Source organism: Cohnella hashimotonis, assembly GCF_030014955.1.
Lineage (GTDB): Bacteria > Bacillota > Bacilli > Paenibacillales > Paenibacillaceae > Cohnella > Cohnella hashimotonis.
Genome location: NZ_JAGRPV010000001.1, coordinates 529,369 through 546,411 on the forward strand (window position 1 = coordinate 529,369; position 17,043 = coordinate 546,411).

Here is a 17,043-nt window from a genome sequence, read left to right on the forward strand (position 1 = left end):
GCGATGGGGATCATCGAGTTTAACGCGGCGAAAAAGGTGGATTTCGCGGCCATCGGCCGCCTGTGCATCGACCTCAACGCCAACGAGATCAACCGGCCGATGGAGGAAACGATCACGTTCACCAAGTACGTAGGCGGCTCTCCGGCCAATATTTGCATCGGCATGTCTCGCCTCGGCCTCGCCACCGGCTTCATCGGCAAGGTAGCGAACGACCAGATGGGCCGTTTTATCACGCAGTATCTCGTCAAAGAAGGCATCAGCGCGTCGAGCGTGTCGATCGACCGCACGGGCGCGACGACGGGGCTTGCGTTCACCGAGATCAAGAGCCCGACCGATTGCAGCATCCTGATGTACCGCGACAACGCCGCCGATCTGCTGCTGGCGCCGGACGAAGTGAGCGAAGCGCTTGTCGCGGACGCCAAGATGCTGCTGATCTCCGGGACGGCGCTCGCGGCCAGCCCGTCGCGGGAAGCGGTGTTCCTCGCGCTCGACTACGCGAAGCGCCACGGCGCCGTCATCGCGTTCGATCTCGACTACCGGCCCTATACGTGGCGCTCGGAGCAAGAGACGGCCGTCTATTATAACCTCGCCGCAGAGAAATGCGATATCATCCTCGGCACGCGCGAGGAGTTCGACATGATGGAGCGCTTCGAACGCAATCCGGACCGCGACGACCGCGTCACGGCATCCAAGTGGTTCGCGTACAGCGCGCAGCTTGTCGTTATCAAGCATGGCAAGGAAGGCTCCGTCGCCTATACGAAGGACGGGGCCTCGCACACGGCCCGCAGCTTCCCGGCCAAGGTCGTCAATACTTTCGGCGCCGGCGACTCGTACGCGGCGGGCTTCCTGTATGGTCTGCTGCAGGGGTGGGAGGTCGAGCGCTGCATGGAATTCGGTAGCGCCGCGGCCTGCATCGTCATCTCCAGCCACAGCTGCTCGGACGCGATGCCGACGACAGGCGCCGTCCACGACTATATCGAGCGCTGCAACCGCGGCGAGATTACGGCAAACAGCTAATTTACTAGAACCTATCAGATGGACATAGGAAAGGGGCAATCACGCCATGACGAATCGGATCGACGCCGCGGTGGAGACGCTGAGCAACCGGATCGGAGGCAAGCAGGTGCCGTCCGCCTCCGGGAAGGTAGAGCCGGTGTACAATCCGGCCACCGAAGAGGTGATCGCTTACGTCCCGCTGTCGAGCAAAGCGGACGTGGACGCGGCTGTTCAAGCGGCCGCGGAAGCGGGACGCGCATGGGCGAAGACGGCGGTGCCGCGCCGCGCCCGGATCCTGTTCAAATACCAGCAGCTGCTCGTCGAACGCTGGGAAGAGCTGGCGAGGCTCATCACGCTTGAAAACGGCAAGAGCTATGCCGAAGCCTATGGCGAGGTGCAGCGCGGCATCGAATGCGTAGAGTTCGCCGCCGGCGCGCCTTCGCTCATGATGGGCAAGCAGCTGCCCGACATCGCCACGAATCTCGAATCGGGCATGTACCGCTACCCGGTCGGCGTGGCGGCGGGCATTACGCCGTTTAATTTCCCGATGATGGTGCCTTGCTGGATGTTCCCGCTCGCGATCGCCTGCGGCAACGCGTTCGTGCTCAAACCGTCCGAGCGCACGCCGCTCCTGGCGCAGCGTCTCGCCGAGCTGTTCGACGAAGCCGGGCTGCCGCCCGGCGTGCTGAACATCGTGCACGGCGCGCATGACGCGGTCAACGGCATCCTCGAGCATCCCGGCATCGCGGCCGTCTCGTTCGTCGGCTCGCAGCCGGTCGCCGAGTACGTGTACAAGACCGCTTCGGCGCACGGCAAGCGCGTCCAGGCGCTGGCCGGCGCCAAAAACCATAGCATCGTCATGCCGGACGCCGATCTCGATGCGGCGGTCACCCAGATCGTCGCCGCCGCCTTCGGCTCCGCGGGCGAGCGCTGCATGGCCTGCTCCGTCGTCGTGGCGGTCGGCGACATCGGCGACGCGCTGGTGGAGAAGCTGAAGCAGGCTGCAGACGCGATCTCAATTGGCAACGGCCTGGAGGAGGGCGTCTTCCTCGGCCCGGTTATCCGCGATTCGCACAAGGCCCGCACGCTTGGCTATATCGAAGCCGGCGAGCGGGAGGGCGCGAAGCTCGTGCGCGACGGACGCCGGGATGCGGCTTCGGATGGCAAGGGCTACTTCGTCGGGCCGACGATTTTCGACGACGTCGCCTGCGAGATGAAGATCTGGAAGGACGAGATTTTCGCGCCGGTGCTGTCCGTCATGCGCGCAGCTACGCTAAGCGAGGCGATCGAGATCGCCAACCGCTCCGAATTCGCGAACGGGGCCTGCCTGTTCACGGACAGCGGCAGCGCCGTGCGCCAATTCCGCGAGACGATCGACGCCGGCATGCTCGGCATCAATCTGGGCGTGCCCGCGCCGATGGCGTTTTTCCCGTTCTCGGGCTGGAAGAAGTCGTTCTACGGCGATCTCCACGCGAACGGCACGGACGGCGTCGAGTTCTATACGCGCAAAAAAATGGTGACGGCGCGGTGGTAAGCCGCTGCGCGACCGGAATTCGAGCCTGAGTCCGAGCCATATGCCTGGTTCAGAGCGCGAAGCTGCGAATGCAGCCTTCCGGACGACGACACCAAAACGGTCTTACGCGGAATCAACAGGGAGGAACCTACGTTGAGCAACAATTCGAAAACGATCGGAATCGGCGTCATCGGCGCCGGCCGGATCGGCAAGATCCATGCGGACAATCTGCTGCGCATGCCCGGCGTCACGGTCGCGGGGATCGCGGACCCGTTCGCGGGCCAGGCGCTCGAGGCTTGGGCCGCGGAGCGCGGAATCGCCCGGGTGACGTCCGACGCGGGCGAGCTTCTGACGGATTCCGCCATTGAAGCAGTCGTCATCTGTTCGCCGACCGACACCCACGTCCCGCTGATCGTGGCAGCCGCCGCGAACGGCAAGGCGATTTTCTGCGAAAAACCGATCAGCATGAGCGTCGAAGGCACGCGCGAAGCGCTGCGCGCAGTCGCTGCGGCGGGCGTCAGTTTGCAGATCGGCTTCAACCGGCGGTTCGACCATAACTTCCGGCGCGTGAAGGAGATCGTGGGCGAGGGACGCGTCGGCGAACCTCATCTGATCAAGATCACCTCCCGCGATCCGAGCCCGCCGCCGATCGAGTACGTCAAAGTTTCCGGCGGGCTGTTCATGGACATGGCGATCCACGACTTCGACATCGCCCGCTTCCTCTCGGGCAGCGAGGTGGAGGAAGTATTCGCGCAGGGCGCGGTGCTGGTCGATCCGTCCATCGGCGAGGCCGGCGATATCGACACGGCGATCACGACGCTGAAGTTCGCGAACGGCGCGCTGGGCGTTATCGACAACAGCCGCAAGGCCGTCTACGGCTACGATCAGCGGGTCGAGGTGTTCGGCTCGGGCGGCAGCGTGTCGATCGCCAACGACTACCCGAACACGGCGGTCGTGAGCGGAGCGGATGCCATTACGCGGGATAAGCCGCTGCACTTTTTCCTCGAGCGGTATACGGAAGCGTACCGTGACGAGATGCGGCAGTTCGTCGACAGCGTGCGTTCCGGTCGGCCCGTGCCGGTGAGCGGGCAAGACGGTCTGCAGGCGGAGCTGATTGCCCTGGCGGCGAAGCGTTCGCTCGAGACGGGACGCCCGGTCAAGCTTGCGGAGCTCGCCGAGGCCGCCGTCGATTCTGCTGCCGTTCCGGCTGTCTAGGCCTAGGAGAGGAGAAGAACGCATGGGGATGTCCGAATTGATCGTTCCTTCGCGCGCCGTCCCCGACGAGCGGGGCTGCGCGCTGTCCGTCACGCCGGAGAGCGCCGGATGGACATATGTCGGCTTCGAGGTGTTCCGGCTCGCGGCCGGGGACAAGCTCGGTCGGGAGACCGGCGGCCAAGAGGCGGCGCTTGTGCTGCTGTCCGGCCGCGCGGACGTGAGCGCCGGCGGACAGACGTGGCAGGACGTCGGCAAGCGCATGAGCGTATTCGAAAAGACGCCGCCTTACACCGTCTACGTGCCGTCGGGGAACCAGTGGGACCTGGAGGCGTTGACCGACGTTGAGCTGGCGGTGTGTCTGGCGCCCGGCCGCGGCAGCCATCCGGCGCGGCTGATCGCGCCGGACGATGTCGGCGTGGAGCACCGGGGGAGCGGCAGCATGTCGCGCCTCGTGCACAACATTCTTCCGGAGAGCGAACCGGCGGATAGCCTGCTCGTCGTCGAAGTGTTCACGCCTGCCGGACACTGGTCCAGCTATCCGCCGCACAAGCACGACCAAGACGACCTGCCGAACGAGTCGCTGCTCGAGGAAACCTATTACTTCCGCGTGGAGCCCGAGCAGGGCTTCGCGGTGCAGCGCGTCTACACCGACGACCGCTCGCTCGACGAGACGCTCGCGGTCAAAGACCGCGAAGCGGTCCTCGTGCCCCGCGGCTATCACCCCGTATCCGCGCCGCCGGGCTACGACGTCTATTACCTGAACGTCATGGCCGGCCCGACGCGTACGTGGCGTTTCCACAACGACCCCGACCACGCATGGCTGATGCGCTAACGCACATAAACACATTCAACTCCCAGACCGAAACCGCGCCGCCCCGGCGCGGTTTCTTTTTTTGCTGAAGCAGCATAAGTACCTCTCCCTCATGAGCATAATCGCAAACTGCGCCGGAGGGCGACAGGCTGGAGCGAGGCGATAAGTGTTAAAAAGCATTTAATTTCGTTCATTTTCAATATGCGGGTCCATTAAGTGTTAAAAAGCAGTTAATCTCTCTCGTTTTGCTCGGTTGCGGCGTTCTGGGAGCCATTAACTGCTCTTCAACACTTATTTCTGTATGAACGGGCAAGTCTTGCCGAAATAAATGCTTTTTAGCAGCTATCTCGGCGGGGGAGGGGGGGATTTGCCAGGAATCCGCGGAATCGGAGTTGGTATGCCAGGAATCCGCGGAATCGGAGTTGATTAGCCAAGCATCCGCGGGATCGGATTGCTGCGATCATCTCCTTGGTGACGGCCAGCTTCCTTTCCGCCAGTCCTGCCTCCAGCGCGTTATCCTTCATCAACGTCCTTTATCAAATCTCCGTCCTTTATCGAATCATCGTCCTTCATCGAATCTTCGTCCTTAGGCCATTTAGTATATTTTGTATCCTAACCTTTACACAGATTTGTTTTTTCGGACATACTGCTCGAACATTTCGGCTTTAAATTAATAGCTGTGGGATCGTTCCCATACAAAGGCATTTAAAAGAGGGAGTCCTGTCATGCTGATCGATATCCGAGCGAACGCGACCCCTGAAGATTCCCGTACGCATGTCCGCTTCCCTTTTAAGCTGGACGAGCCGGCGTGCGCGGTCGGCATTCATTTTGAATATTCGCCTAAATGTTTGGACGACGACAGCAGGGCGCGCGAATTGCTGGAACAGAGCTTTGAAAAATACGTCCTGCCCGAGCAGCTGGCACTCGCCAAGGAGAGGCTCGATCGGCATCTGCCGCTCAAAAATCTCATCACGTTATCGGTGGACGATCCGGCCGGCTACCGCGGCGCCTGCCATCGCCATGATCCGGTCCAGTCCTTATGGATCTCCGAGCACGACGCTTCCCCGGGCTTGATGAAGGGCAAGATCGCGGCGGGGGAATGGACGATCACGCTTAGCGTGCATGCCGTCGTCACCGAGCGCTGCGCCTACCGTCTGCAAGTATGGGCGGCGGACGAGGTAGAGAAGGGGGAGCAGCCATGAGATGGACAGCATGCGAGTTGCACGCCCATACGCTTCATAGTGACGGGAAAATGACGTTGCTGGAGCTCGCGTCGGCGGCGGCCAAGCTTGGCTTCGAGTGCGTGGCGCTCACCGATCACAATACGATGTCGGGCTTGGCGGACAAGGAAGCGGCGGAGCGGCAGGCGGGGATCGCGATATTGCCCGGCATGGAGTGGACGACGTTCCACGGACACATGGTCACCGTCGGCCTGGCGGAATACGTCGATTGGCGGGAAGCGAATACCGGCAATATCCACGATGGCGTGTCCGCCGTTCATGCGCGCGGAGGCGTCGCCGGGCTTGCGCATCCGTTCCGCATCGGAAGTCCGGCATGCACGGGCTGTTACTGGGAGTACGAGATGGAGGACTGGAACGACTTCGACTATATCGAAGCCTGGTCGGGCACGTTCGCGCCGATCAAGACGGACAATGCGCGCGCGTTCTCGCTGTGGACGGACAAGCTGAACGAGGGCTATCGCCTGGCGGCCACGTCCGGACGCGATTGGCACGACGCTGCGGAGACGGAAGAGCCGATCTCGGTCACCTATCTCCGCCTTGAAGACGAGTCGAGACCGATCGGCGAAGAGGCGGCAGAGGCGCTGCGCCGGGGCCGGGTGTCGGTAACGATCGGTCCGCTGGTCACGCTGGAGGCCCAGACGCCCGCCGCCTCCTACCGGATCGGAGATGTCATCCCGGTCGGCGAACGCACGGTGACCGCACGCATCGGCATTGATTTTTCCGTCCGCCAGGGACTGTGGACCCTTGCCGATCCCGCATGCCGCATACGCTTGTCCAGCAATAAGGGTGTGTTGGAGGAGAGCGCGGTTCAGGCAACGGAGGGAACGCAAGAGGCGCGCATAACCGTGCAAACGGAAGGCTTGTCGTGGATGCGGGCCGAATTGTGGGGGATCGTGCGCGGCGTGACCACGATGATCGCTTTTACCAACGCCATTTATTTCGATTAGGAGCAGACCGACGATGAACGATTTTCCACTGATCACCGCGCATACCGGATGCATGGGCACGCCCGACAATTCCGTCGAATCTGCCCGGGCGGGTCTGTCTCTCGGCGCGGACATTATCGAAGACGACATCCGGGTCACCCGCGACGGCGTCCTCGTGCTGAGTCATGACGATCGCATCGTGCTGGCCGACGGCCGGATCGCAAGCTTGTCCCGATTGACGCTTCAAGAGCTGAACGAAGGGTTGGCGGCGCCGATCGTCCGGCTCGAGACGGTCATCGATCTGCTGGTCGGCGGCGGCGGTCAAGCCAGAATGAATCTGGATCTCAAGACGGACGATTGCGTCGAGCCCGTCATGGCCCTCATACGGGAGCGGGACATTGCCGACCGGGTGCTGCTGACAGGCTGCGAATACGGCAGAGCCGTTCGGGCGAACGATCTGGACGGCGGTATCGCGAAGCTCCTGAACGTCGATATCGGCAGCTTCCGGACGTCCGTCTATGCCGAAGCCGCCAGGACGGCCTGCGAGGAAGCGCTGCAAGCCGGCTGCTTCGGCCTCAACGTTCCCTATCAGCTGGCGCTGCCGGAGCTGCTGGAACTCGCTTTCGATCGCGGACTGTCGGTATTCGTCTGGACCGTCGGCGAAGCGCGGGAGATGAGGAAGTACGCGGAGCTGGGCGTTCGGTCCATCACGACGCGGGATGTCGCGACGCTGCTGCGCGTAAAACAAGGCTGGCACGAAGAGGGGATAAGCGGGGATGACCTATAACATCAAGGAAATCGCTTCGCTGGCCGGCGTGTCCAAGTCGACGGCTTCCAGAGTCATATCCGGCAACGGGTATGCGAGTCCCGAAGCCAGGGCGCGCGTGCTCGAAGTCGTCGAGCAATTGCAGTACAAGCCGAACGCGGTGGCGAGGGCGATGGTCGCCAAGCGGACGAACAACATCGGCGTGATCGTGTTCCGAGAGCAACAGCCGATCGTCTCTCATCCGCTGTACGGCAAGCTGATCGACGCGATCCTCGAAGCGGCCGAAGGGCTGGGCTACTCGGTGCTGCTCAAGACCGACCGGGAGATGTCGGTTCGCTCGGCGGATCACATGCTGGAGCGGCGCGTCGACGGCCTCATTCTGATCAGCAGGCTGCGCAAAAACGTCGTCGATCACGTCAAAAAGTACAACCTTCCTTACCTGATGGTGAACGGCTCGACCGACGATCCGGACGTCATCCACCTCGTCAGCAACGACGAGGAGGGCGGTGCCAAGGCGGCCGCTTACTTGCATGGGCTTGGGCACCGGCGGTTTTTCGTCATCGCGGGACCCCAGGAGCATCGAAGCCACCATCTCCGGCTGGAGGGGTTCAAGCAAGGGCTGCAGCGGCTCGGCGTCCCGGCGTCGGACCTGACCGTCGTCCTGTCCCCGGAGTCGAACCTCGAGCAGGGTGCCCGGCTTATGGCGGAGCACTTCGAGACTTTCATCGGCGGCGGCTATACCGTGCTTTTCACCACGAACGACATGCTGGCGCTCGGCGCCATGAAGGTGCTGCTGCAGCGATCGGTCCGCGTCCCGGAACAAGCGGCGGTGATGGGCTTCGACGACATCGACTTCGCGGCGGCTTACTCGCCGGCGCTGACGACGGTCAAGGTAGACACGAACCGGATGGGGCACGACGCCGTCGCTTTGCTCGACCGTCTCATTCATCAAGAAGAGGTCCTGTCTAAAAAGAACGAATTCGCCAGCGAAATTCTGATTCGCGAGTCCACTTGAGAAAGGAGGAGCGAGCCTAGTGGGATGGTACTTTAAAGCCATCGGCAAACGAAGAATCATCGAGTTTATTTTACTGACGATTTTTGCCGTGTTTTTCGCGGGGCCCTTGCTGAATCTGGTAGTACTGGCCTTCAGCGGCCAATGGACGTACCCCGATCTGCTGCCCCATCAATGGTCCTTTAAATGGTGGAGGTTCGTGTTCGAACAGGACGACGTCGCGAAGTCGATCGGGCTGTCCTTCCTGATCGCGACGATCGTCACCGCGCTGTCCATCGTTCTCTGCATTCCGGCAGCCTACGCGTTCGCCCGTATTCGTTTCCCTTTCAAAAGAGTGTTTTTGTTTTCCTTCCTGCTGACGCACGCCTTTCCGAAAATGGGCCTCTACGTGTCGATCGCCGTGCTGTTCTACAAAGTGGGACTCATGAACACGATGCTCGGGGTCGTTCTCGTGCACATGATCAACGTCCTCATGTTCATGACCTGGATTCCGACCGCGGCCTTCCGCAACATTCAAGCCGCCCAGGAGGAATCGGCCCGGGACGTCGGCGCGACGCCGCTTCGTGTATTCCGGAGCATCACGCTGCCGATGGCGATGCCGGGCATCATGGTCGCCTCCGTATTCACGTTCCTCAACTCGCTCGACGAAGCGCAAGGGACGTTCCTGGTCGGCATTCCCGACATCAAGACGATGCCGATCATCATGTATTCGATCATATCGGACTTTCCGAGCAGCGCCGGCGCGGTATTTTCGATCATCCTGACGGCGCCGACCATCATTCTGCTCGTGGCCGCCCAGCGGCTCATCAGCGCGGACGTGATGGCCAGCGGATTCCAAGTGAAATAACGAGATGGAGGGGATCGACGAGATGAGCGTCCAACTGGCCGTCCGCGGCCTGACCAAACGCTACAAGACGGGCGAGGGCGTCACCGGCATTAACCTCGAAGTGAACAAAGGCGAGCTCGTGACGCTGCTCGGACCTTCCGGCTGCGGCAAAACGACCGTGCTCCGCGGCATCGGAGGATTCCTCGAGCCGGATGCGGGAGAGATCCTGATCGAGGGCAAGAGCGTAACCAAGCTGCCGCCGGAGAAGCGCCCGACCTCGATGGTGTTCCAAAGCTACAATTTATGGCCCCATATGTCCGTCTTCGATAACCTGGCGTTCGGACTCAAGATTCGCGGCATGCCCAAAGCCGACATCAAGAGCGCCGTCTCGGACGCGCTGCGGCTCGTGCGGCTGCCGGGCGCGGAGAAGAAATATCCGACGCAGCTGTCCGGCGGCCAGCAGCAGCGCGTCGCGCTCGCCCGGTCGCTGCTGCTGAAGCCGGCCGTGCTGCTCCTGGACGAGCCTTTCTCGGCGCTGGATGCCAAGCTGAGGCACGAGATGCGCGAAGAGCTTCGGGACATCCAGACGCAGACGGGCCTCACGATGGTGTTCGTCACCCACGACCAGGAAGAAGCGCTCTCCCTGTCCGACCGGATCATCGTGATGAATCACGGGCATATCGAGCAGATCGCGCCGCCGCAGCGCATATACAACGAGCCGGAGACGCTGTACGTCGCGCAATTTATCGGGAAAATGAACTTTTTGGAGGGGGTGGTGGACGGGGAGCGGATACGGGTCGGCGAGCTGTCTTGGCCGAACGCGAAGCGTCTCTCGGGGAAGGTAAAGGTGGCCGTCAGACCGGAAGACGTCGGCTTGACCGCGAGCTCGAATCATCAGGACGAACAGGGGCAAGCATTGCCGGGGAAAATCAAACAAATCATGATTCTCGGACACTACGCGGAAGTATCGGTCGACATGGGCCAGCACGGCACGCTCAAGGCCTTTCAATCCAAGGAAGCCATCGAGCGGCTGCGAACGGGAGAAAGCGTGCGCGTTTCCTTGGCTTCCATGATCGCTTATCCAAACGATTGACTCAATCTGAGGAGGATGATTATCCATGGTTCGTTTGAAAAAAAGCTTGACGGCGCTGTCTGCGCTGACGTTAACGGTTGCGGCATTATCGGCTTGCGGCGGCAAAAACGACGCGAATGCGAACTCCGCCGCCTCCGACTCGTCCTCTAACTCTCCATCCAGTTCTGCGTCCAGCTCTCCTTCCGCCCCTTCCTCGTCCGCAGAGCCCGTCCAATTTTCCTTCTATTTTACCGGCTCGCAAAACGTCAAAGACCTGTGGGACACGCTCATCCCGATGTTCGAAAAGCAGAACGACAAGGTCAAAGTCAAAGAAGTGTATATCCCGTCCGGCGCCGGCGCCGAGCCGACCTACGACCGGATCCTGGCGGCGAAGAAAGCGGGCAAAGGCTCGGGAGACATCGATCTGTACGAGGACGGCATTAACGTCGTGTCGCAAGGAACGAAGGACGACGTATGGGCGCCGCTCGACACGAGCGGCATTCCGAACCTCGCCAATATCGATCCGAAGACGATGGCCGACGTATCCAACATGGCGGTTCCTTACCGTTCCTCCGCCGTCGTGCTCGCCTATGACAGCTCCAAAGTGTCCGCTCCGCCGAAGACGTTAAGCGAGCTGCTGGACTGGATCAAGCAAAACCCGGGCAAATTTGCGTACAACGATCCGTCTACCGGCGGCTCCGGCAGCTCCTTCGTCACGACCGTGCTGTACGACGGTTTGCCGGAGGACGATATTCACGACAGCGATCCCGCCGTCATGGCCAAGTGGGACGCGGGCTTCAGCAAGCTCAAGGACCTGAACAAATTCGTGTACGGCAAAGGCATTTACCCGAAGAAAAACCAGGGCACGCTCGACCTGCTGGCGAACGGCGAAGTGGAGATCATCCCGGCCTGGTCCGATATGGTACTTCAGCAGCTCGGCGAGAAACTTCTGCCCGACACGGTGAAGATGCAGCAAATTACGCCGGGCTTCAACGGCGGCCCGACCTACCTGATGGTCAACAAGCTGTCGGACAAGCAGGACGCCGTCAATCAATTCCTGGACTTCGTGCTGTCCCCGGAGGCGCAAGAAGTGATCGTGACCAAGATGAACGGGTTCCCGGGCATCGAGCTCTCCAACATGTCCCAAGCGATGCAGGATAAGTTCAAAGGCGTATCGGAAGGCTTTCGGACGTTTAATATCGGAGATCTCGGCACGGAAATCAACAAACGCTGGCAGAGCGACGTAGCGGCACAATGAGGAAGGAAGTCAAACAAGCGATCGGGGGGCTGATCATGGTCAGCCCTTCCTTCGTTCTGCTGCTCGTCATCGTCGTCATTCCGATCGTTCAATCGTTCGTCACGAGTCTGAGCAACGGCGAAGGCGGGTACGATCTGAGCCGTTATCAATTTTTGTTCACCGACAAGGGGATGCGCGCGAACATCTTCTTCACCCTCAAGGTGACGGTCGTCTCTTGCGCGCTGGTGCTGCTCGTCAGCTATTCGCTCGCGCTGTATATGCGGTTCAGCTCGGGGAAGCTGGTCGACTGGATCCGCAAGACGTATATGATCCCGTTGTTCATTCCGGGCGTGATCGCCACGTACGGGCTGATGAACCTGCTGGGCAACCACGGCTGGCTGGCCCGGCTGCTGCTGCCGCTCGGCATCGCGCTGCCTCGTCTCATTTTCGACGAGAAAGGCATCGTCATCGCGAACATCTGGTTCAACATCCCGTTCGCCACGATGCTTCTGAGCTCTGCGCTGACGGGAATCCCCGCCTCGATCATCGAGAGCGCCCGCGACACGGGGGCAGGCAAGCTGCGCATTTTCCTGCGGTTCATTTTCCCCTTGTCCTACAAGACGTTCCTCGTCGCGCTGACCTTCGTATTCATGGGCGTCATCGGCTCCTTCACCGCGCCGTTCCTGCTCGGACCGAACGCGCCGCAAATGCTCGGCGTATCCATGCAGCAGGTATTCGGCGTCTTCCAGGAACGCGAGCAGGCGGCGGCCATGGCCTTCTTCACCTTTTTGCTCTGCTCGGTGCTGGGTTACTTCTACATTCGCTCGATGGCCGGCGAAGAAGTCGCGAACCGTTGAACTCCCCTTCGGGGGAGTTTTTACGATGTGGGTCCGTCGCTTCGCATCGCCTGCTTCGGGATCACGACCCGCATGCACGTTCCCCGGCCAATCTCGCTTTCGATCAGCAGTCCGTATTCGGCGCCGAACATGAGCTTGATTCGTTCGTCCACATTCTTCAAGCCGTAGCCGGCGGTAGGCTTGGTCAGCAATTCGCTCAGCGGGCGCGGTTCGATCCCGGGCCCGTTGTCGCCAACGCTGAATTCAATTGTGTCCTCGCCGACGCGCAGGCTGATTTCCAGCAAGCCTTTGCCGTCGGTCTTTTTGTTAATGCCGTGCTTGACCGCGTTTTCGACGAGCGGCTGCAGAATCAGATTGATGGCGCCATACTCGTAGCCACTCTCGTCCAAGTCGCAGACAACGTCGAAGCGGTGGCCGCTGGTCATGAGCACGATGTCCACGTAGGACTTCATGTTCTCGATCTCGTCGCGCACGGAGATCATATTATCCCCGCGATTAAGCGCCGTCCGGTAAAATTTGGATAGGCTCGTGACCATCCGGCTGAGCTCGAGGTCGTCGCTTTTCACGGCTTTCCAGTTGATGAAGCTGAGCGTGTTGTAAAGGAAATGCGGCGTAATCTGCGACTTCAAGGCGCTCAGCTCGGCTTCCTTCTGCTTGATCTTATTTTTGTAGCCTTCGTTGATCAGCTCGTTGATCCGCTGCAGCATATTGCCGAACCTTCGCGTCAGCTCGCCGATCTCGTCCATCGACGTGCTCTTGATTCTCAGCTCGAGCTCTCCTTCTTCGACGCGCCGCATCCAGTTGTTCAGCTTGTAAATCTGCCGGATCATCGATTTGGCGAACACCGCGATGATGACGATCAGGATGAGCAGGCAAAGTCCCGCGACGATAAGCGTAGCCCGGACGATGCTGCCCGAATGCTGGGCCAGGTTGCGATAGGGAACGAGGCAATACAGCAGCCAGTCGGTCGCGGCAACGGGCTGCTTGATCAGGATCATATCGGTTCCGCCGATTTTCAGATGGCCCTCGGGTCTATCGACGATGCCGGCGAGCGTGCGCGTCATCTGTTCGTCCATGGTCTGATTGGCGTAGACCGTCGCTCCCGAGGCATCCACGAGGAACACCCACTGGTCCTTCATCGCGTCGGGCAGACTTGCGAACAAATTGCGATTGTTGACGCGGATGTAGAGGACATTGTCGTCGCCGGCGCTTCCTGCCGCGCCGTCCGCATTGCTGGTCGGGCGCAGCTTCGGGAAGCGGCTCGCGAGGAACAGCTGGTTCGGGTCGTGGAACCACTGCGGCCGATTGCCGTTCCGCAGCGCCGCATACCACGGCATGTCTTCGATGCGTTCGATCCGATTGATGTAGTCGCCGTACTCGGGCATCTGATTCTCGGTGTAGATAGTGAGCTGCAGCGTGTCCTTGTTCAAGTTAAGCAGCATGTTCAAATACGGGTTCAGAAACTCCGTCAAGTCATCGTACAAATTGAACAGGTCCAGATAACGTTTGGACAGAATCTTTTGAATGATATCGTTGTAAAGCACCAGGCTGGCCATCGTTTCGTACCGGTCCATGTTGGCGCGGATGCTTTCCGCGAAGATGCCCGCGCTGCTGCGGAAGTCGCCCATCGCCTGGTCGTTCAGGAAATGCTTCGACTGATTATAGGAATACGTCCCGAGAAACAAAATGGGGATCAAGCTGATAAACAAGTAGGATAGCACTAGCTTCTGCCTGAACCTCAGCCGATTGATCGCATGCCGGATTGCGGCGATCATGCCCGGCCTTCCTCTCGGATTTGCGTGGGCGTTTTGCCGAAATAGTTTTTGAGCAGCGAGCAAAAATACGGATAGTTGGCATAGCCCACTTCGGCGCCGATCTCGACGATTTTGCGGTTGGTTTCTTGCAGCAGCTTTCTGGCCTTCTCCAGCCGGTGCATCGTCAAATACTTGATCAGGCTCACGCCGGTCTGCTTGGCGAACAAGTGGCTTAAGTAGCTCGGCGTCAGAAAGACGCGTTCGGCGATCGTGTCGACCGACAAGTCGGTATGATATTCCCGCTCGATGATCTGAATGACCTCGTCCACGACTTTATGATTCGCTTCCGGTGGGACCGCTTGATCCGATCGGGCGCCGCATTCTCTGAACAGGTCGAGCATCAACTGCCGCAGCTCCTTCAGCGCGGCCGTGCGGAAGATCGCTTCGAGCGTGTCCCGAAAGTAGTCCGAGTCTCCTTTTCGTTTCGTTTGAAGGAGGGGCCGGATAATTTCGGAGCAGATGTATTTGACGTAGATCACCGAGAAATGCCCGCCGTTCTTCAAATCGTCGAACAGCTTGACGAAGCGGACCTGCGCGACGTCCCACTCCTTGCGCGACAAGCACTGGGAAATATCCGCAATCGCCCGCTCCGCAATCGCTGACGATTGCAGCTGTGGCAGGGCGGATTCGGTGAACAAGACGAAGCCTTCTTCGTAGAAAAACTTGCTTTCGAGCATGGACTCCAACTTGCGATATTCGGCCCGCATCTGCGCGAAGTCATAGAACGATCCGCTGCATACGATGCTCAGCTCCTTGCCGTAATGCCCTTTGAACCAGCGCACCAAATCCCCGCACATCCGCTCCAGCGAACGCTCCGTCTCTCCGGCGCGCGCTTCCAGGAGAACGAGCGCCTGATACTCGTTCAAGACGATGACGGCACCTTCGCCGTTCAGCCGCTCGCCCAGAAGCGCTTCGAATCCGGCGTCGACCGTATCGAAAAACCGCAGGCGCGTATCCAGCATCAAGAAGCGGTACGAGCGATCCTCGGAAACGCCGGGGCCGGCGAACAAACGGTTCAACCGCAGCAGCTCGCCTTGGGCGTCTTCCCCGGACAAAGTCCCGTTTTCCCCTTCGCCCATGAGATCGGCAAGCAGCGTGCTCTTCTCCGACTGAATGCCGCGCCGGTATACCTGCTGCAGCCGGGATTGCCGTTCCGATTCCCGCTTTTCCTCCGCGCACAGCGCGATCGCTTTTTGAAGCGTCTCCATGAAGCTCTCGACTTCGACGGGCTTCAGCACGTATTGAACGGCCTTCAGGTCGATCGCTTGCTGCGCGTATTCGAATTGTCCGTAGGCGCTCAAGATGACGATTTTAACGTTCGGCTGCAGATCCCGCGCATGACGCGCCAGCTGGAGACCGTCCATCCCGGTCATCCGGATGTCGGTCAGCAGAATATCGACGTCATGCGCTTGCATATGCGCAAGCGCTTGTTCGCCGCTCTCCGCTTCGGCGATAGACAGATCCAGACCGAACTTGCGAATGAGATAGACGACGCCGTCGCGCTCGAAGGGCTCATCGTCGACGATCAGGATGCGGAACATGGCCAGCCTTCTTTCCGTTGCAGGTTAGCGTAAGCGCTTTAATCGATTATTGCTTACCTGAAGAAATGGCGTCAAGCGCTATGAGGCATCCTCGGCCAACAACGAAAAAAACTGAAATGAATCGAAGAAATGAGAACGATACAAAGACATTCCGGCTTGCTAAGATTACTCATGCAAGGCACAAACACAGGTGCAAGGCACAAGCACAGGGCGTTCGGCAAGCGCTGGAAAGGAAGCGAGCGATGCAGGCAACCGCAACGGAATCCGCCGTCCAGACCCGGTCGAGCGGTCGGGCGAAGGGACGGTTCAACAAGTTCAAGCAATATCGGATGTTGTTTTTAATGCTCGTCCCCGGCTTTATCTTCTTGCTGGTATTCAATTACGTGCCGATGTACGGGCTGGTGCTCGCCTTCAAGGATTTCCGCATAACCTCGGGCATTTTGGACAGTCCCTGGGTCGGCACGAAGTACTTTCACAAAGTGTTCGACGATCCGCACTTCTATGTCGTACTCAAAAATACGATTTTGATCAGCGTCTACAAGCTCATCTTCGGTTTCCCGGCGCCGATCGCGTTCGCGCTGCTGCTTAACGAGATGAGACGACCGCTTTTCCGCAAATGGGTGCAGACGGTATCGTACTTGCCGCATTTTATTTCCTGGATCGTGCTTGCGGGCATCTTCACGACGCTGTTCTCGCTCGACGGACCCGTCAATGCCCTTGTCAAGGCGTTCGGTCATGCGCCGGTCGTATTTATGGCCGACGAGCGTTACTTCAGAAGCATCCTGGTCGGCACTTCGGTTTTTCAAAGCTTCGGCTGGAGCTCGATTATTTTTCTGGCGGCGATCGCAGGGGTCGATCCGCAGCTTCACGAGGCGGCGATCATGGACGGGGCCGGCCGCTTCAGGCGCATGATTCAGATTACGCTGCCGATGCTGGCGCCCGTCATCTCCATCATGCTCATTCTCTCGATGGGAACGATTCTGGATGCCGGCTTCGATCAGATCTTTAATATGTACAACTCGCAGGTGTACGGCGTTGCCGACGTCATCGACACCTACGTGTACCGGCTGGGGCTCATTAATGCCGATTACAGCTATTCCACGGCGGTCGGCATGTTCAAATCGGTAGTGGCGTTAATCCTGCTGCTAAGCGTCAATCGTCTGGTCAAAGCCGTCGGAGGCAACGATCACACGCTTTGGTAGACCAACGTATGAGA

At 59.9% G+C, this 17,043-nt stretch carries 15 protein-coding genes; 13 read left to right on the forward strand and 2 right to left on the reverse strand.

From position 1 onward, the window contains the following. The first annotated feature begins 3 nt into the window (after positions 1–3). From iolC to KB449_RS02250, 12 genes are all read left to right on the forward strand, one after another. Positions 4–1,017 (forward strand): 5-dehydro-2-deoxygluconokinase, encoded by a 1,014-nt coding sequence (iolC, locus tag KB449_RS02195; protein ID WP_282906795.1) that lies wholly within the window; start codon positions 4–6, stop codon positions 1,015–1,017. Positions 1,018–1,063: 46 nt separating this feature from the next. Then, positions 1,064–2,530: a CoA-acylating methylmalonate-semialdehyde dehydrogenase gene (locus KB449_RS02200; protein ID WP_282906796.1), complete on the forward strand. Its 1,467-nt coding sequence runs from the start codon at positions 1,064–1,066 to the stop codon at positions 2,528–2,530. A gap of 132 nt (positions 2,531–2,662) precedes the next feature. Next, entirely contained in the window at positions 2,663–3,724 is a 1,062-nt protein-coding gene (gene iolG / locus KB449_RS02205; protein ID WP_282906797.1) for an inositol 2-dehydrogenase, read from the forward strand. Between the two features lie 28 nt (positions 3,725–3,752). Then, the gene (gene iolB, locus KB449_RS02210) at positions 3,753–4,556 is read left to right on the forward strand and encodes a 5-deoxy-glucuronate isomerase (RefSeq protein WP_282912714.1); all 804 of its coding nucleotides are present in this window, start codon (positions 3,753–3,755) and stop codon (positions 4,554–4,556) included. A gap of 704 nt (positions 4,557–5,260) precedes the next feature. Beyond that, entirely contained in the window at positions 5,261–5,737 is a 477-nt protein-coding gene (locus tag KB449_RS02215; RefSeq protein ID WP_282906798.1) for a hypothetical protein, read from the forward strand. Then, entirely contained in the window at positions 5,734–6,723 is a 990-nt protein-coding gene (locus tag KB449_RS02220) for a CehA/McbA family metallohydrolase (protein WP_282906799.1), read from the forward strand. Before KB449_RS02215 ends, KB449_RS02220 begins: the two co-directional genes overlap by 4 nt. A gap of 13 nt (positions 6,724–6,736) precedes the next feature. Further along, positions 6,737–7,489, forward strand: a complete 753-nt coding sequence (locus KB449_RS02225) for a glycerophosphodiester phosphodiesterase (RefSeq protein WP_282906800.1) — start codon at positions 6,737–6,739, stop codon at positions 7,487–7,489. Beyond that, positions 7,479–8,483 carry a LacI family DNA-binding transcriptional regulator gene (locus tag KB449_RS02230; RefSeq protein ID WP_282906801.1) on the forward strand — a complete coding sequence of 335 codons (1,005 nt, stop codon included), beginning with the start codon at positions 7,479–7,481 and terminating at the stop codon, positions 8,481–8,483. The genes KB449_RS02225 and KB449_RS02230 overlap by 11 nt, the downstream gene beginning before the upstream one ends. A gap of 19 nt (positions 8,484–8,502) precedes the next feature. Further along, positions 8,503–9,327, forward strand: a complete 825-nt coding sequence (locus KB449_RS02235) for an ABC transporter permease (protein WP_282906802.1) — start codon at positions 8,503–8,505, stop codon at positions 9,325–9,327. A 22-nt stretch (positions 9,328–9,349) separates the two neighbouring features. Further along, a complete protein-coding gene (locus KB449_RS02240; protein ID WP_282906803.1) occupies positions 9,350–10,399 on the forward strand; it encodes an ABC transporter ATP-binding protein in 1,050 nt (349 codons plus the stop codon). Between the two features lie 25 nt (positions 10,400–10,424). Next, positions 10,425–11,636, forward strand: a complete 1,212-nt coding sequence (locus tag KB449_RS02245) for an extracellular solute-binding protein (protein WP_282906804.1) — start codon at positions 10,425–10,427, stop codon at positions 11,634–11,636. Then, positions 11,633–12,472, forward strand: a complete 840-nt coding sequence (locus tag KB449_RS02250; protein WP_282906805.1) for an ABC transporter permease — start codon at positions 11,633–11,635, stop codon at positions 12,470–12,472. Before KB449_RS02245 ends, KB449_RS02250 begins: the two co-directional genes overlap by 4 nt. 20 nt (positions 12,473–12,492) lie before the next feature. Here the strand turns inward: KB449_RS02250 and KB449_RS02255 are convergent, their stop codons facing one another. Further along, positions 12,493–14,247: a sensor histidine kinase gene (locus KB449_RS02255; protein ID WP_282906806.1), complete on the reverse strand. Its 1,755-nt coding sequence runs from the start codon at positions 14,245–14,247 to the stop codon at positions 12,493–12,495. Beyond that, positions 14,244–15,827, reverse strand: a complete 1,584-nt coding sequence (locus KB449_RS02260; RefSeq protein ID WP_282906807.1) for a response regulator — start codon at positions 15,825–15,827, stop codon at positions 14,244–14,246. Before KB449_RS02260 ends, KB449_RS02255 begins: the two co-directional genes overlap by 4 nt. 242 nt (positions 15,828–16,069) lie before the next feature. Here KB449_RS02260 and KB449_RS02265 point away from each other — a divergent pair, with 242 nt between their 5' ends. Further along, positions 16,070–17,029 (forward strand): ABC transporter permease, encoded by a 960-nt coding sequence (locus KB449_RS02265; protein ID WP_282906808.1) that lies wholly within the window; start codon positions 16,070–16,072, stop codon positions 17,027–17,029. Positions 17,030–17,043 lie beyond the last annotated feature (14 nt).

Bases quoted from the DNA above. Each gene is read 5' to 3' on its own strand.
- iolC (WP_282906795.1), top strand. From the start codon at position 4: ATGGGGATCATCGAGTTTAACGCGGCGAAAAAGGTGGATTTCGCGGCC.
- KB449_RS02200 (WP_282906796.1), top strand. From the start codon at position 1,064: ATGACGAATCGGATCGACGCCGCGGTGGAGACGCTGAGCAACCGGATC.
- iolB (WP_282912714.1), top strand. From the start codon at position 3,753: ATGTCCGAATTGATCGTTCCTTCGCGCGCCGTCCCCGACGAGCGGGGC.
- KB449_RS02215 (WP_282906798.1), top strand. From the start codon at position 5,261: ATGCTGATCGATATCCGAGCGAACGCGACCCCTGAAGATTCCCGTACG.
- KB449_RS02220 (WP_282906799.1), top strand. From the start codon at position 5,734: ATGAGATGGACAGCATGCGAGTTGCACGCCCATACGCTTCATAGTGAC.
- KB449_RS02225 (WP_282906800.1), top strand. From the start codon at position 6,737: ATGAACGATTTTCCACTGATCACCGCGCATACCGGATGCATGGGCACG.
- KB449_RS02230 (WP_282906801.1), top strand. From the start codon at position 7,479: ATGACCTATAACATCAAGGAAATCGCTTCGCTGGCCGGCGTGTCCAAG.
- KB449_RS02240 (WP_282906803.1), top strand. From the start codon at position 9,350: ATGAGCGTCCAACTGGCCGTCCGCGGCCTGACCAAACGCTACAAGACG.
- KB449_RS02245 (WP_282906804.1), top strand. From the start codon at position 10,425: ATGGTTCGTTTGAAAAAAAGCTTGACGGCGCTGTCTGCGCTGACGTTA.
- KB449_RS02250 (WP_282906805.1), top strand. From the start codon at position 11,633: ATGAGGAAGGAAGTCAAACAAGCGATCGGGGGGCTGATCATGGTCAGC.
- KB449_RS02255 (WP_282906806.1), bottom strand. From the start codon at position 14,247: ATGATCGCCGCAATCCGGCATGCGATCAATCGGCTGAGGTTCAGGCAG.
- KB449_RS02260 (WP_282906807.1), bottom strand. From the start codon at position 15,827: ATGTTCCGCATCCTGATCGTCGACGATGAGCCCTTCGAGCGCGACGGC.
- KB449_RS02265 (WP_282906808.1), top strand. From the start codon at position 16,070: ATGCAGGCAACCGCAACGGAATCCGCCGTCCAGACCCGGTCGAGCGGT.